At 60.4% G+C, this 14529-nt stretch carries 10 protein-coding genes; 4 read left to right on the top strand and 6 right to left on the bottom strand.

Annotated elements, in window-relative coordinates:
- Positions 1-114 precede the first annotated feature (114 nt).
- The 3 genes from ACR0B8_RS18635 to ACR0B8_RS18625 all read left to right on the top strand — a co-directional run bounded on the left by ACR0B8_RS18635 (position 115) and on the right by ACR0B8_RS18625 (position 4942).
- Positions 115-3276, top strand: coding sequence for a valine--tRNA ligase (locus tag ACR0B8_RS18635; RefSeq protein WP_170362534.1), 3162 nt, complete (start codon positions 115-117; stop codon positions 3274-3276).
- A gap of 136 nt (positions 3277-3412) precedes the next feature.
- Entirely contained in the window at positions 3413-4576 is a 1164-nt protein-coding gene (locus tag ACR0B8_RS18630; RefSeq protein WP_226689799.1) for a benzoate/H(+) symporter BenE family transporter, read from the top strand.
- Positions 4577-4609: 33 nt separating this feature from the next.
- Entirely contained in the window at positions 4610-4942 is a 333-nt protein-coding gene (locus ACR0B8_RS18625; RefSeq protein ID WP_170398883.1) for a DnaJ family domain-containing protein, read from the top strand.
- On the opposite strand, the gene ACR0B8_RS18620 is transcribed toward ACR0B8_RS18625, so the two are convergent.
- Positions 4943-5725, bottom strand: coding sequence for a crotonase/enoyl-CoA hydratase family protein (locus ACR0B8_RS18620; RefSeq protein ID WP_226689800.1), 783 nt, complete (start codon positions 5723-5725; stop codon positions 4943-4945). It abuts the gene before it with no gap.
- A gap of 130 nt (positions 5726-5855) precedes the next feature.
- On the opposite strand from ACR0B8_RS18620, the gene ACR0B8_RS18615 reads away from it, so the two are divergent.
- Positions 5856-6962 carry a pyridoxal phosphate-dependent aminotransferase gene (locus ACR0B8_RS18615; protein WP_226689801.1) on the top strand — a complete coding sequence of 369 codons (1107 nt, stop codon included), beginning with the start codon at positions 5856-5858 and terminating at the stop codon, positions 6960-6962.
- Here ACR0B8_RS18615 and ACR0B8_RS18610 read toward each other — a convergent pair.
- The 5 genes from ACR0B8_RS18610 to ptsP all read right to left on the bottom strand — a co-directional run bounded on the left by ACR0B8_RS18610 (position 6895) and on the right by ptsP (position 14494).
- On the bottom strand, positions 6895-8169 hold the full coding sequence (locus ACR0B8_RS18610; protein WP_226689802.1) for a pyridoxal-phosphate-dependent aminotransferase family protein: 1275 nt from the start codon (positions 8167-8169) through the stop codon (positions 6895-6897). The two genes, ACR0B8_RS18615 and ACR0B8_RS18610, sit on opposite strands and share 68 nt — an antisense overlap.
- 51 nt (positions 8170-8220) lie before the next feature.
- The gene (gene eda / locus ACR0B8_RS18605) at positions 8221-8853 is read right to left on the bottom strand and encodes a bifunctional 4-hydroxy-2-oxoglutarate aldolase/2-dehydro-3-deoxy-phosphogluconate aldolase (RefSeq protein ID WP_226689803.1); all 633 of its coding nucleotides are present in this window, start codon (positions 8851-8853) and stop codon (positions 8221-8223) included.
- A 5-nt stretch (positions 8854-8858) separates the two neighbouring features.
- The gene (edd, locus tag ACR0B8_RS18600) at positions 8859-10664 is read right to left on the bottom strand and encodes a phosphogluconate dehydratase (RefSeq protein WP_226689804.1); all 1806 of its coding nucleotides are present in this window, start codon (positions 10662-10664) and stop codon (positions 8859-8861) included.
- Between the two features lie 2 nt (positions 10665-10666).
- Positions 10667-12112 carry a glucose-6-phosphate dehydrogenase gene (gene zwf, locus ACR0B8_RS18595; protein WP_170362532.1) on the bottom strand — a complete coding sequence of 482 codons (1446 nt, stop codon included), beginning with the start codon at positions 12110-12112 and terminating at the stop codon, positions 10667-10669.
- Between the two features lie 138 nt (positions 12113-12250).
- Positions 12251-14494, bottom strand: a complete 2244-nt coding sequence (gene ptsP / locus ACR0B8_RS18590) for a phosphoenolpyruvate--protein phosphotransferase (protein ID WP_170362531.1) — start codon at positions 14492-14494, stop codon at positions 12251-12253.
- Between the last annotated feature and the right edge of the window lie 35 nt (positions 14495-14529).

The raw sequence follows: 14529 nt of genomic DNA, 5'->3' as shown, positions 1-14529 counted from the left end.
GCGACTTTAGGCTGCACCGGTTCGTTGTCCAGAGTACCCGCAGACCCTTCCCCTTCCCCTGCGCATTCGTTATTGCAGGCGCTGACCCAAGATTGATGACGCAGGACGCACCCCATGGCGATGGAAAAGACATTCAACGCGGCCGAGGCTGAGGCCCGCATTTACGAGACCTGGGAACAGGCCGGAGCCTTCAAGGCAGGCGCAAACAAATCGCGCGACGAAAGCTTTACCATCATGATTCCGCCGCCCAACGTGACGGGCGCGCTACACGTGGGCCACGCCTTCAACAACACGCTGCAGGACATTCTGATCCGCTGGCACCGTATGCGTGGCTTCGACACACTGTGGCAACCGGGTCAGGACCACGCCGGTATCGCCACCCAGATGCAGGTGGAAAAGATGCTGGCTGCGACCCAACAGCCCGGAAGGCGCGAGTTGGGCCGTGAGAAGTTCCTTGAGAAAGTCTGGGAGTGGAAAGGCGAATACGGCGGCACGATCATCGAGCAGTTGAAGCGTCTCGGCTCATCCTGCGATTGGTCGCGCAATGCCTTCACTATGGCCGGTGCGGCGGGCGATCCACGCACGGGGCACGAGAACTCCGCCAATTTCCATGATGCAGTCATCAAGGTCTTCGTCGACATGTACGAAAAGGGCCTGATCTATCGCGGCAAGCGACTGGTCAACTGGGACCCGCATTTCGAGACCGCGATCTCGGACCTTGAAGTCGAGAATATCGAGGTCGCGGGTCATATGTGGCACTTCAAATACCCGCTGGCTGGTGGCGAGACCTATACCTACGTCGAGAAGGATGAGGACGGGAATATCGTCTTTGAGGAAAAGCGCGACTACATCTCAATCGCCACAACGCGCCCTGAGACCATGCTGGGGGACGGCGCGGTTGCAGTTCACCCGTCGGATGAGCGTTACGCGCCAATCGTTGGGAAACTCTGCGAAATCCCGGTCGGTCCGAAAGAACATCGCCGTCAGATCCCGATCATCACCGACGACTACCCTGATCCTGATTTCGGCTCGGGCGCGGTGAAGATCACCGGTGCGCATGACTTCAACGACAACATGGTTGCCAAGCGCGGCGGCATTCCGATGTACCGTCTGATGGACACCAAAGGCGCGATGCGGGCCGATGGCGCCCCTTACGCAGACGAAGCAGGGAAAGCACAGGAATACGCGCGAGGGCGCAAATTTACCGAGAACGAAATTGACGCAATCAACCTTGTCCCTGATCACCTGCGTGGCCTCGACCGGTTCGAGGCGCGCGCGAAAGTGGTCGAAGAAATCACCGCCGATGGACTGGCCGTCATGTGCCGTGCCGATGACGCACGTCTGGGTTCGACCGCGCTGAAGCCCGAGCATGAAGGTGCCGACAAGCTGGTCCCGCTGGTCGAGAGCAAACCAATCATGCAGCCCTTCGGCGACCGCTCGAAAGTTGTCATAGAGCCGATGTTCACCGACCAGTGGTTCGTCGACGCCGAAAAGGTTGTCGGCCCCGCGCTGGACGCGGTCAAAGACGGCACGGTCAAGATCATCCCCGAGTCAGGCGAGAAGACTTATTACCACTGGTTGGAAAACATCGAGCCTTGGTGCATCTCGCGTCAGCTATGGTGGGGGCACCAGATTCCGGTTTGGTATGGGATCGACTTGTCCGCAGAAGGGTTCAAAGACGACGAGAACGACGGCGATCTTGATCTGGTCGAGTTGGGCCGCTTGCTGAACGAAGGCGGCATGCTGCACCGTGGCAATGTCATGGAATGCGCAGCGAGCCTTGAGGCCGTCACGGAAAAATTCCTCGACGACAATGCCAACATCCCCAGCCCGTTGAGCCACGCGACCGTTATCGAAGTCGCAGACAAACAGGAAGCGATCCATCAGTTCGCTGAAAGCCTTGCTCAATACGCTGTCGACCAAGACCCGACCAAGCTTGTCTATCCGGTGTGGCGCGACCCCGACGTCCTCGACACCTGGTTCTCTTCCGGCCTATGGCCCATCGGCACCCTGGGCTGGCCCGAGCAGACCGAGGAACTGGAGCGCTACTTCCCCACGGATGTGCTGATCACCGGCTTCGATATCTTGTTCTTCTGGGTCGCTCGGATGATGATGATGCAGCTGGCCGTGGTCGATCAGATCCCGTTCCACACCGTCTACCTGCACCAGCTCGTCCGTGACGAGAAGGGCAAGAAGATGTCCAAAACCACCGGCAACGTCATCGACCCGTTGGAGATCGTCGACGAATTCGGCGCTGACGCGCTGCGTTTCACCAACGCCTCGATGGCGGCGATTGGCGGCGTGCTGAAACTGTCCCGCGAGCGCATCACCGGCTATCGCAACTTTGGCACCAAACTGTGGAACGCCGTCCGCTTTGCCGAGATGAACGAGGTCTTCACCGACGCCGTGCCGCAACTGGACGTAGCCGACTTGAAACCCAAAGCCGCCGTCAACCGCTGGATCATCGGCGAAACCGCCCGTGTGCGGGCCGAGGTCGACGCGGCGCTGGAAAGCTACCGCTTCAACGACGCGGCCAATGGGCTCTATGCCTTTGTCTGGGGCAAGGTCTGCGACTGGTATGTGGAACTCTCTAAACCTTTGTTGCAAGGCGATGACGCCGAGGCGCAAGCCGAAACCCGCGCCACAATGCGCTGGGTTCTGGATCAGTGCATGGTCCTGCTGCACCCGATTATGCCTTTCATCACCGAAGAACTGTGGGGTCTAACCGGCAACCGCGCCAAGATGGTCGTCCACGCCGACTGGCCGACTTACGCCGCCGCCGACCTGATCGACGCCGATGCGGATCGTGAGATGAACTGGGTAATTTCGGTGATTGAAAATACTCGCTCGGCCCGTGCGCAGATGCGGGTTCCCGCAGGGCTCTATGTGCCGATGTTGGTGACCGAGATCGACGCCCACGGACAGGCAGCGTGGGACCGCAACGAGGCGCTGATCAAGCGTCTCGCACGGATCGACAGCCTGACCAAGGTCGACGACCTACCCAAAGGAACGATTTCCATTGCCGCACCGGGCGCCACTTTCGGACTGCCACTGGCGGATATCATCGACATCGGTGCTGAAAAGGAACGGCTGGAAAAAGCCAAGGGCAAGTTGGCTAAAGAACTGGGCGGTCTGCGTGGACGTCTGAACAACCCGAAATTCGTGGCCTCGGCCCCGGAGGAAGTTGTTGCCGAAGCCAAGGCCAATCTCGCCGCCCGCGAAGAGGAAGAAGAAAAGCTGAACGAGGCGCTGGCCCGCCTGGCCGAAATCGCCTAATATTCATCTTTTCAAAAATACTCAAATCCCAAACCCCGCCGCGTATGCCACGGTGGGGTTTACTTTTGCACACACAGCCCTTGCCCCCACTCGCAAGCCCTTGCTAGCAAAGGCGGATATAACCCCGAGGTCTCAGATGGCACGCACATTCCCCCCGATCCAAACCATCTCAACCGGGCTGGTGGTCGCCATTGTCGGGTTCTTCAGCTCTTTCCCTATCGTGTTGCAGGGACTGGCGGCCATGGGGGCCTCGGCGCAGGACTCCGCGTCGGGCCTGATGATGGCGGCCATTGCCATGGGAGTGACGGCCATCGGTCTCAGCTTGTGGTACCGGCAACCCATCAGCGTTGCGTGGTCCACTCCGGGCGTTGCGCTGTTGGCCGTGTCCGCGATGCCTGCAGCAGGGTTTTCTGACGCGGTCGGCGCGTTCCTGTGCGCGGGAGCGCTGACCGTGCTGGCCGGGCTGTGGCGACCTTTGGGACGGCTGGCGGCGGCCATCCCGACAACATTGGCGCAGGCAATGCTGGGTGGTGTTCTGTTGCCCCTGTGCATCTTGCCCTTCAAGGCCGCTGTTGAACTGCCCTGGCAGGCTTTGCCGGTGATCCTGACTTGGTTCATTGCAGGGCGGGTGAACCGCTTGTTTGCGGTTCCGGCAGCGGTTGTAGCCGCAGCAATTGTTGTGGTTCTGAATGCGGGCGACACGCCCGTCACGCCAACCCATCTTGTCGCCGCACCGGTCTGGACAATGCCAACCTTCTCGCTGGCCTCTGCCGTCGGTATTGGCCTGCCGCTGTTCATTGTCACCATGGCCACGCAGAACATCCCCGGTATCGCGGTGATGCGCAGCTTTGGCTACACACCCGCCCCCGGCAGGTTGTTCTCTTCGGTCGGTTCGTCCAGCATCCTGTCGGCCCCGTTCGGGGCGCCGGCCACCTGCCTTGCAGCGATCACCGCCGCCATGTGTTCCAACGAAGACAGCCACCCAGACCCGACCCAACGGTATTGGTCGGCAGTGATGGCAGGCGTATTCTATTGCCTGTTTGGTGTATTCGCGGTGGCCATCACCGGGTTTGCCGTACATGCTGATCCGCTGCTGATGGGCACCTTGACAGGGATTGCGTTGATCGGAGTGCTTGCCAACGCCACCCACGCAGCTCTTGATGTTCCAGCGGAGAGGGAAGCCGCTATTTTGACATTTGCCATCACCGCTTCAGGTATCTCGGTCTTTGGTCTGGGCGCGGCAGTCTGGGGTTTGCTGGCTGGTGGCATTGCGTATCTGGTCACGAAGCGAATTCGCTAGCGGTGCTCACTCGGCTTGGGATATAGTTTGACCATGCTCGGATCGCTTGGAAAACTGATCGAACGCCAGATCAAAAAGGCACAGGCCGAGGGCCAGTTGCAGGGGCTCGAGGGTGAAGGCAAACCATTGCCGGATCGGTCGGGTGAGGCGCAGAGTGATCCGGCCATCGCCGCTGGGCACCGGATCATGGCGCAGGCCGGTGTGCTGCCGGAAGAGTTCGAGATCAGGAAAAAGCTTGATGCCGCCCGAAAGGATTACGCCGAGTTGACCGATGCAGATGCACGTAAAGCTGCCATGGCGCGCATCGCCGAGTTGGAGATGCGGTACAACATGGCCCGAGATGCACGACGGGCCTTTATGCGCTAGCTACTTGAATTCAGGTTTTCGCCCCTGCATCTGCGCCATCACAACCTCCATCTGATCAGGTTTTCCGATCAGTTCGACCTGTTCGGCGGATTCTTCCAACAGAACCTCGGCGCGGGTCTTGCTTTCGGCCACTTCGATCAGACGCTTGGCGGCGCGAATGGCCGAGGGGCTTTTGCCCGCGATGTCTTCGGCCAACGCCAATGCCTCGGTCAGTGGATCGTCTGACAGTTTCGTCACCAACCCCCAGTCCGCCGCCTGCTGCGCGCCGATGGGACGCGCGGTGTAGGTCAGCAGGCGCAGTACGTCCGAGCGCACCAGATGTGGCAGTAAAACCATCCCACCCATGTCGGGGATAATGCCCCACTTCATTTCCATCACCGCCAGCTTGGCGTCGGGGTGTGCGATGCGAATATCCGCGCCCAGCGCGATTTGCAGCCCGCCACCATAAGCAACACCCTGAATGGCGCAGATCACCGGAACTGGCACACGCCGCCAGATCAGGGCAAGTTCTTGCATTTCATTCGCATCCCCGTGGCTGCGGGTCATCAGCCACTCAGTCGGGTCCATATGCGCCATCTTGGCAAAGCTGGCCATATCAAGCCCGGCGCAAAAACTCTTGCCCTCGCCCGACAGGACCACGGCGCGTGCGTCTGAGGCTGCGACCTCTTGCCCGGCAGACAGCAGCGCCTTGATCATCGCGTCGTCCAGCGCGTTCATCTTGTCGCCGCGCGTCAGCGTGACATGGGCGATGTGGTCTTTGTACTCGACGGATACGCGGGTCATGCGGGCCTCCTGATCTTGGTGACCCAACCATGCCCGGAAGGTCTGCCAAGTTCCACCTCAACGTTGGGGCACTTCTGGCTGCGCGTCGCAGATGGTTGCCTGACGGGTGGGTATGGGGTTATCTCGCACCATGACTGACCCATGCTATACTCCGCTTGCCCTGTCACTGCCTGCAACCGTGCCCTTTGTCGGGCCGGAAACGCAGGAACGTCAGCGCGGCGCGCCCTTTGTCGCCCGGCTGGGGGCGAATGAAAGCATCTTTGGCCCCTCCCCCCGCGCTATCGAGGCGATGGCAGCAACGGACATCTGGAAATATGGTGACCCCGAAAGTCACGACCTGCGACATGCACTGGCTGATCATCACGGTGTAAAGCCGGAAAACATCGTGGTCGGAGAAGGTATTGATGGCCTGCTGGGTTACCTCGTGCGGTTGCTGGTTGGCCTCGGCGATACAGTTGTGACCTCGGGCGGGGCGTATCCGACCTTCAACTACCACGTGGCCGGGTTTGGCGGCGCGTTGCACAAGGTGCCCTATCGTGACGATCACGAGGACCCCGAGGCGCTGTATGCCAAAGCCGTCGAGGTGGACGCAAAACTGGTCTATCTGGCGAACCCCGACAACCCAATGGGTAGTTGGCATAAAGGCGCGGATATCCTGGCCGCGATGGAGGCCCTGCCTGCAGGATGCCTGCTGGTGCTGGACGAAGCCTATGTGGAATGCGCGCCAGAAGGCACCACAGCCCCGGTTTCAGCCGATGATCCGCGTGTGATCCGGATGCGCACATTTTCCAAGGTGTATGGCATGGCCGGGGCGCGGGTTGGCTATGCGATCGGCGCGCCGGGATTGATCGAAGCTTTCAACAAGGTCCGCAACCATTTCGGAATGAACCGGGCTGCACAAGCGGGGGCCTTGGCGGCCTTGCAGGATGCCAACTGGCTGTCGCAAGTTCAGGCACAGATCGCTACGGCACGCGACCGGATCGGCCAGATCGCACGGAAAAACGGCTTGGTACCCTTGCCCTCGGCCACCAATTTCGTGGCGATTGATTGCGGTGGCGATGGAGCGTTTGCCAAAGCGGTGCTTGAGGGGTTAGTGGCACAAGGGATATTTGTGCGCATGCCCTTTGCCGCTCCGCAGAACCGCTGTATCCGCGTCAGTTGTGGTACGGTTACGGATCTGGATGCCTTTGCTGCAGCTCTGCCAAAGGCGCTGGCCACTGCGAAGGCCACGATGTGACCCGGGCTTTGGAGGGTTCAGCGGCCAACGCCGCAGCTGCGGCCTCAAGCGCACCCGAGCCGCGCGGGATGTTCAGGGCGGCCATGGCGGTTTCCACCCCTCCCAGCATCGCCATGACCATCTGGCCGTTCACGTGGCCCATATGCCCCAGACGGAAACAGCTGTTCTGATCCTCCATGCCAAGCCCAATGCCAAGGGTCAGGCCCAGCTGGCGCTCGGTATACTGGCGCAGTGGTGTTCCCCGCCCATCGGTCAGACGCAAGGCTGTAACCGCGTGGCTGCGATGGGCGGGGTTGGCTACGTTTATCTCAAGCGCGCCACCTTCTGCCCAGACCTCGCATGCCGCCCAGACGGCCTTGGCGAGGTGATCATGGCGAGCCCAGACATTCTCGATCCCTTCAGCATGGATCATGTCGAGCGCTGCCCGCAGACCATACAGATGATGCGTCGGCGCGGTGCCGTTGAAGTATTGGTAAAACACCTGCGGGTTCACACGCGGCTGCCAGTCCCAGTATAGCGAGACGCGCGGCATCGTTGCCCGTTTGGCCTGTGCTTTGTCATTGAAGAACACAAATCCCACGCCCGCCGGGGTCATCAACCCCTTTTGGCAGGCCGACACCATGACATCGACGCCCCAGGCATCCATCTCGAACCGATCACAGCCCAGCGAGGCGATACAGTCCGCCATCAACAACGCCGGGTGGTTCAGATCGTCCAGCAACGCCCGCAACCCCGGGATATCGTTGCGGATCGAGCTGGACGTGTCCACGTGAACCGCCAGCACGGCCTTGATTTGATGAGCCGTGTCAGCACGCAGGCGATCGGCGATGCGATCCATATCCCAAGGCGAGGATGCACCGAAATCGATCAGCTCGACCTCGGCGCCAACTCCACGCGCCATCTCGGCCCATCCGTGGGTGAACAGGCCCGAGGCCGGGGCAAGCACCGTTTCCCCCGCTGCAATGACGTTGGACAGGGCGGCTTCCCAAGTGCCATGGCCGTTGGCAATATAGATGGCGACGTTGTGATCCGTGCCCGCCACGCGTTTCAGGTCGCGTGTCAGGGTCGGCACCATCTCGATCAGCTCGCCGTCATAGATGTTAGGTGACGGGCGGTTCATGGCCTGAAGCACCGCGTCAGGCATGACCGAGGGTCCGGGAATCGCCAGATATTCGCGCCCCTGCGCAAGAGAGAGATGGTTTGTCATGGGATCAACCTGTTTGAATTGACGCCCAACCTAGCGCAGCAAAAAGTCGCGTCAATCCATCAGCTTTGAGGCGTCACGCGCAAGGGCTTCGATCCCGGCCCAATCACCGCCCTGCACCATCTGTTTGGGCGCAACCCAACTGCCGCCAGCGCAGGCGACATTCGTCAACGACAGGTAATCGCTGGCATTGGCTGGCGAAACACCACCCGTCGGACAGAACGTGATCTGCGGCAGCGGCGCGCCGATGGCTTTCAACGCGGGCGCGCCGCCAGACGCCTCGGCGGGGAAGAACTTCAGCATGTCATAGCCTTTTTCCAGCAGGCGCATCGCCTCGGTGGCCGTGGCCGCGCCGGGCAGCAGAGGCAGGCCTTCGGCCTCACACGCCGCAATCAATACGTCTGTTGCGCCGGGCGAAACACCGAACTGCGCGCCCGCCTCTTTTGCGGCGCGTACGTCTTCGGGGGTGACCAGCGTGCCAGCGCCCACCACCCCACCGGGCACCTGCGCCATAGCCCTGATGGCATCTAGCGCCGCCGGGGTGCGCAAGGTCACTTCCAAGGCGGGCAAGCCACCTGCTACCAACGCCTCGGCCAAAGGCCGGGCTTGCGCGGCATCATCGACGACCAGAACCGGAACGATAGGTGCCAGCCCGCAGATTTCGCGGGTTCGTTGGGTTTTTGACATGAAGATTACACTCCGAAAATGCTAGCACCCGCGTCGGCAGAACCGACGTTGTTGCGAAATACGGCGAACAGATCCCGTCCGACCCCGTGCTGATTGGCGGACAGATCCGCAGTGACCGGGGCGCGGTCCAGCACACCCGGAGTGAGGATTTCCAATTCGCCTTTCACTGCGTCAACGCGCAGCACATCACCATCCTGGAGATAGGCAATTGCACCACCCTCCAGCGCCTCGGGGCAGACATGGATCGCGGCGGGAACTTTGCCCGAGGCACCTGACATACGGCCATCCGTGACCAACGCCACCTTTTGGCCCCTGCCCTGGAGGATCGCCAGGATTGGCGTCAGTGAATGCAATTCGGGCATGCCATTGGCCTTTGGTCCCTGGAAGCGGACCACAACGATCACGTCCCCGGTGAATTCGCCCGCCTTGAAGGCCGCCTTGACCTCGGCCTGATCATGGAAAACACGCACGGGTGCTTCGACGATCTGATGCTCGGGCGCGACTGCGGAAACCTTCATGACGGCAGTACCAAGATTGCCGGTCAGGCGCGACAGTCCACCTGTAGGCTGGAACGGGTCCTTGGCGGGGCGGACGATCTTGTCGTTCAGACTGTGGCCCGCGCCCTCTTCCCAAACCAGATCGCCGTCTTTCAGCTTGGGTTCCTTGGTGTAATTGTGCAGGCCCTGCCCTGCGACTGTCAGAGTGTCCGGGTGCAAAAGCCCGTCGTCAAGCAGCGTGCCAATGCAATAACCCAGGCCTCCTGCTGCGTGGAAATGGTTCACATCCGCCAAACCGTTGGGATAGACCCGCGCGACCAGTGGGACGACGGCAGAAATATCGGAAAAATCCTCCCAATCCAGCACGATACCACCCGCCCCTGCCATTGCGATCAGGTGGATCAGCAAGTTGGTCGAACCACCGGTGGCCATCAGCCCGACGATGCCATTCACGAAGGCTCGCTCATCCAACACCTGGTAGACCGGCGTGTAATTGTTACCCAACGCACTGAGTGACAGGGCACGGCGCGCACCCTCTTCGGTCAAGGCATCCCGTAATGGCGTGTTTGGGTTGATGAAGCTAGAGCCCGGCAGGTGCAGGCCCATGAACTCCATCAGCATCTGGTTGGTGTTGGCGGTACCGTAGAAGGTACAGGTGCCGGGGCCGTGATAGGCGGCCATTTCGGCGGCCATAAGCTCATCGCGGCCAATTTCTCCGGCAGCGAATTTCTGGCGCACCTTGGCCTTTTCATCATTGGGCAGGCCGCTGGTCATCGGGCCTGCGGGCAGGAACACGGCGGGCAAATGGCCGAAGGCCTGCGCCCCAATTATCAGACCGGGAACAATCTTGTCGCAAACTCCAAGGAACACAGCTGCGTCGTAGGTATTGTGGCTCAGCGCGACGCCCGTGGCCAACGCAATCACATCGCGCGAGAACAGCGACAACTCCATCCCAGCCTCGCCTTGGGTGACGCCGTCGCACATCGCAGGCACACCGCCTGCAACTTGCGCAGTGCCGCCGGCGGCGCGGATCGCATCGCGGATAAGCCCGGGATACCGCTCGAACGGCTGATGGGCTGAAAGCATGTCGTTGTAAGCGGTGACAATACCAAGATTTCCGGCGGTGCCAGTCGCCATCGCCTGCTGATCCGTCCCCGCCCCAGCATAAGCGTGGGCCTGACCGCTGCAGGACAGATGCGCACGAGCCGGGCCTTTGGATCTGGCCTGTTCCATCCGTTCCAGATGCGGGCCACGCAGGTCGGCGCTGCGGTCGATGATCCGCTGGGTGACGTCAGTGATAACAGAATGAACCATGGTTAACCTCCGATCTGACGCCAGCGACGTCCGTCGCGGTGCATCAGCATCAATGCTTCTTCGGGGCCCGAACTGCCCTGATCATAGCGTGCCGGGCGATCGCCGCGATCTTCCCAGCCTTGAATGATGGGATCGACCCAGGCCCACGCGGCCTCGGCCTCGTCCCCGCGCATGAACAGGGTCTGATCGCCACGTATGACGTCCATAATCAGCCGCTCATATGCATCCGGCGCGCTGGCCTCGACGCCCAAAGCGTCGGCAAAACTCATGTCCAGCGCCACATCAGACAGGCGGAACCCGCCTGGGCCTGGATCTTTAATGGTGGTGCGCAGGGTGATGCCCTCGTCCGGTTGCAGGCGGATCACCAGCACGTTCCCGTGCAGCGGGCCAACATTCGGAAAGATCGTATGCGGCGGGTCACGAAAGAACACGGCAATCTCGGATTCCCGCGCCCGCAGCCGCTTGCCGGTGCGCAGATAGAACGGAACACCCGCCCACCGCCAGTTGCCCAGATGTACCTTCAGCGCGATGAAGCTTTCCGTACGACTGCCGGGGTTGCCAACGTGATCGACATAACCACCCTGCCCGTGTTCGGCGCGGTATTGGCCGCGCGCGATATCTTTCTGCTCAACAGGCTCCAACGCTTCGATCACTTTGACCTTTTCATCGCGCACAGCGTTGGGCGCAAATTTCGACGGCGGCTCCATCGCCGTCAGACACAAAAGCTGTACCAAGTGGTTCTGAATCATGTCCCGCATGGCACCGGACTGGTCATAATAAGCGCCGCGTCCTTCAACGCCCACAGTTTCAGCAACCGTGATCTGCACGTGGTCAATATGGGTCGAGTTCCATAGCGGTTCGAACAGAGAATTGGCAAAACGCAGGGCCATCAGGTTCTGAACCGTCTCTTTACCCAGATAGTGGTCGATCCGATAAATCTGGTGTTCTTCGAAGCAGGTACGCAGCCCCTCGTTCAACGCTTTGGCGGATGCCAGATCATGACCAAAGGGTTTTTCCACCACGATGCGGCTGTCTGATGTGGCCAACCCGTGTTGGTTCAGCCGGTGCGCAATGCCCGAAAACAAGCCAGGCCCCACCGACAAATAGAACGCACGCACGACGTCAGGGCGCAATGCTTTGGCCAAATTCGACCAGCCGGCATCGCCGGACGCATCAACAGGGACATACGAGACCCGGCTTAGAAAGCGATCCAGAACGTCCTTTTTGAATTCCGGCGCAAACTCCGCCATCGAGGCGCGTATCTGATCGCGGAATGCATCACTGTCCATGTCCGATCGCGCCGAACCGATGATGCAGGCGTCCTCGGGCATCTGCCCGACCTCAAAGCGGTGATATAGGCCCGGTAGAATCTTGCGTTGAGCCAGATCGCCGGTCGCACCGAACAGCACCAGATCGAACGGGTTAACCGGAATTACGCGTGAAACCATCGAAGGGCTCCTTCAGTTCTACCTCTGCCAACATAGCACCAGAAAGTCACAGCACTTGTGGTCTGAGTGATGTTATCGCTAACATTTGCAAATTGCATAGGCAATGCAGATGCAGAAAGCAAGCCCGGATTTGGGATGTCAGCCCTGATTGCGCAGCCACTCCATGACAGCGGGGCGCACCGATTGCTCACCCCGGTGCCGAGCATCCGCGATGATCTTGCGCAAAGATTGCAGATCGGCCCGCAGCAACACGCTTTTGACCGGACCGATCGAGGCCGGACGCATGGACAGTGTCCGAATACCCATCGCGGCCAGGCACAGCGCCTCAACCGGGCGACCGGCATCCTCGCCGCAGAACGAAAGCGGCGTATTGGAGGAGTTGCAGCGCTCAACGATCTGCGCGATGAAACTCAGAAAGCTGACATTCAGCGTGTCATAGCGACGACGTACCAGTTCATTTTCACGGTCAGCAGCAAAGAAGAACTGCTTCAGATCATTGCCTCCGACCGAGACAAAATCGACCTCGTCAAAGAACTTTTGCGGCGCAAAGGCCAGCGATGGGGTTTCCAGCATCGCCCCAACCTCAAGCGTTTCGGGCAGGATATGACCCAGACGCTTTTCACGCTCGATGGTTTTATTGACCTCCCAGCGGGCCTCGTAAAACTCGTCGGCTTGCGCCACGAAGGGGAACATGATCGACAAGGGGCGGCCATTGGCGGCACGCAAGAGGGCCTGCAACTGCATCCGCATCACGCCGCGTTTGTCCAGACCGACGCGGATTGCGCGCCAACCCAACGCCGGGTTCGGTTCCGCCACGTGCTTCATGTAAGGCAGAACCTTGTCGGACCCGATATCCAACGTGCGAAAGATCACGCGCTTGCCTTCAGCAGCGTCCAGAACCCGTTGATATTGTGTCACCAATTCTGACCGCTTGGGCATCTGGTTGCGGATCAGGAACTGCAGCTCGGTTCGGAACAGGCCCACGCCCTCGGCCCCGGAATTATTCAATGAGGGTAGATCGGCCATCAGCCCCGCATTCATTACCAGATTGATCCGCTCCCCATCCCGCGTCACTGTCGGGGTTTCACGGATTGAGGCATAGCGTTCCTGCGCCTTGGCCTGCATCGCGATTTTATCTCGCACAGCGTTTGCCACGGTGTCTTCGGGACGCAGATGGACAATGCCCTGATCCCCATCGACCAGAATATGGTCGCCGTTCAGCGCCTCGGTCGTGATCCGGCCCACATGTACCACCAGCGGTATAGCCAACGCACGTGCCACGATAGTGGCATGACTGCCGACCGAGCCTTCCTCAAGCACGATGCCTTTCAGTGATCGACCGTATTCCAACAGGTCTCCGGGACCGATATTGCGGGCGATCAGGATCGGATCAGGTGGCAGGTCAGAGCCATTTGTATTGCCTTGCCCGGTCAGAATGCGCAGCAACCGGTTGGACAGGTCATCCAGATCAGCCAGCCGTTCACGCAAATACGGATCGGTTACCTGCCCCATCCGCGCGCGGGCCTGCGATTGTTCTTTTTCAACCGCTGCCTCGGCGCTTAGGCCCAGGGCGATGTCCTCTTCCATCCGGCGCATCCAACCTTTGGAATTGGCAAACATGCGATAAGCCTCAAGGACTTGCAGCTGTTCCTTGTCGCCGCCCTGCGAGATTTCAAGCATCTTGTCGACGCCAACGCGCAGCTCTTCGACCGCTTCATTCAGGCGTTCACGTTCGCGATGTGGATCATCGGCAATCGGGTTGGTGACCACGACGCGGGGCTCATGCAGCCAGACATGACCTTCGGCGTAACCTTCCTGTGCGGGACCACCGCTCAGCTGTACTGATTGCTGGTGCAGGGGCGACAGGGCCGCACCCTCACCGACAAAGGCGCCCAGTTCGGCCATCTCGGCCAAAACCATTGCAACGACCTCCAGCGCATAAACCTCATCCGCCGAAAACCGGCGCGCCTCGCGGGATTGCACCACCAGAACGCCCAGTTTTTCACCCAGCCGTTGAACCGGCACGCCCAGAAAGGACGAAAACCGTTCTTCGCCGGTTTCCGGCATATAGCGGAAGCCTTTGGCCGACGGCGCGTCAGGGGTATTCACGACCTTGCCAGATTGGGCGACGCGGCCAACCAGACCTTCGCCCATACGCATCCGGGTCTTGTGCACCGCTTCGGGTGCCAAGCCTTCGGTGGCGCACAGCTCCAACGTGTCTTCGTCGCGAAACAGATAGACCGAGCAGACCTCGGCCCGGATGCTGTCGGCGATCAGATGCGTAATCCGGTCAAGACGTTCCTGACCGGCGGCTTCGCTCGCCATTTCTTCGCGCAGCCGCCCAAGCAGCTTGCGGGATTCTGTTTCGGTGCCGTCCGCCATGGCCCAACCAAATTATTGTGTCAGGCGAAATCCTT

The organism is Ruegeria sp. BH6 (genome assembly GCF_056538105.1).
Note: the sequence above shows the minus strand (reverse complement) of the source record. Positions and strands in the feature narration are given on the sequence as shown.

What these genes read in the sequence shown, in the direction of transcription:
- ACR0B8_RS18635 (WP_170362534.1), top strand. Translation starts at nt 115, where the DNA reads ATGGCGATGGAAAAGACATTCAACGCGGCCGAGGCTGAGGCCCGCATT.
- ACR0B8_RS18630 (WP_226689799.1), top strand. Translation starts at nt 3,413, where the DNA reads ATGGCACGCACATTCCCCCCGATCCAAACCATCTCAACCGGGCTGGTG.
- ACR0B8_RS18625 (WP_170398883.1), top strand. Translation starts at nt 4,610, where the DNA reads ATGCTCGGATCGCTTGGAAAACTGATCGAACGCCAGATCAAAAAGGCA.
- ACR0B8_RS18620 (WP_226689800.1), bottom strand. Translation starts at nt 5,725, where the DNA reads ATGACCCGCGTATCCGTCGAGTACAAAGACCACATCGCCCATGTCACG.
- ACR0B8_RS18615 (WP_226689801.1), top strand. Translation starts at nt 5,856, where the DNA reads ATGACTGACCCATGCTATACTCCGCTTGCCCTGTCACTGCCTGCAACC.
- ACR0B8_RS18610 (WP_226689802.1), bottom strand. Translation starts at nt 8,169, where the DNA reads ATGACAAACCATCTCTCTCTTGCGCAGGGGCGCGAATATCTGGCGATT.
- eda (WP_226689803.1), bottom strand. Translation starts at nt 8,853, where the DNA reads ATGTCAAAAACCCAACGAACCCGCGAAATCTGCGGGCTGGCACCTATC.
- edd (WP_226689804.1), bottom strand. Translation starts at nt 10,664, where the DNA reads ATGGTTCATTCTGTTATCACTGACGTCACCCAGCGGATCATCGACCGC.
- zwf (WP_170362532.1), bottom strand. Translation starts at nt 12,112, where the DNA reads ATGGTTTCACGCGTAATTCCGGTTAACCCGTTCGATCTGGTGCTGTTC.
- ptsP (WP_170362531.1), bottom strand. Translation starts at nt 14,494, where the DNA reads ATGGCGGACGGCACCGAAACAGAATCCCGCAAGCTGCTTGGGCGGCTG.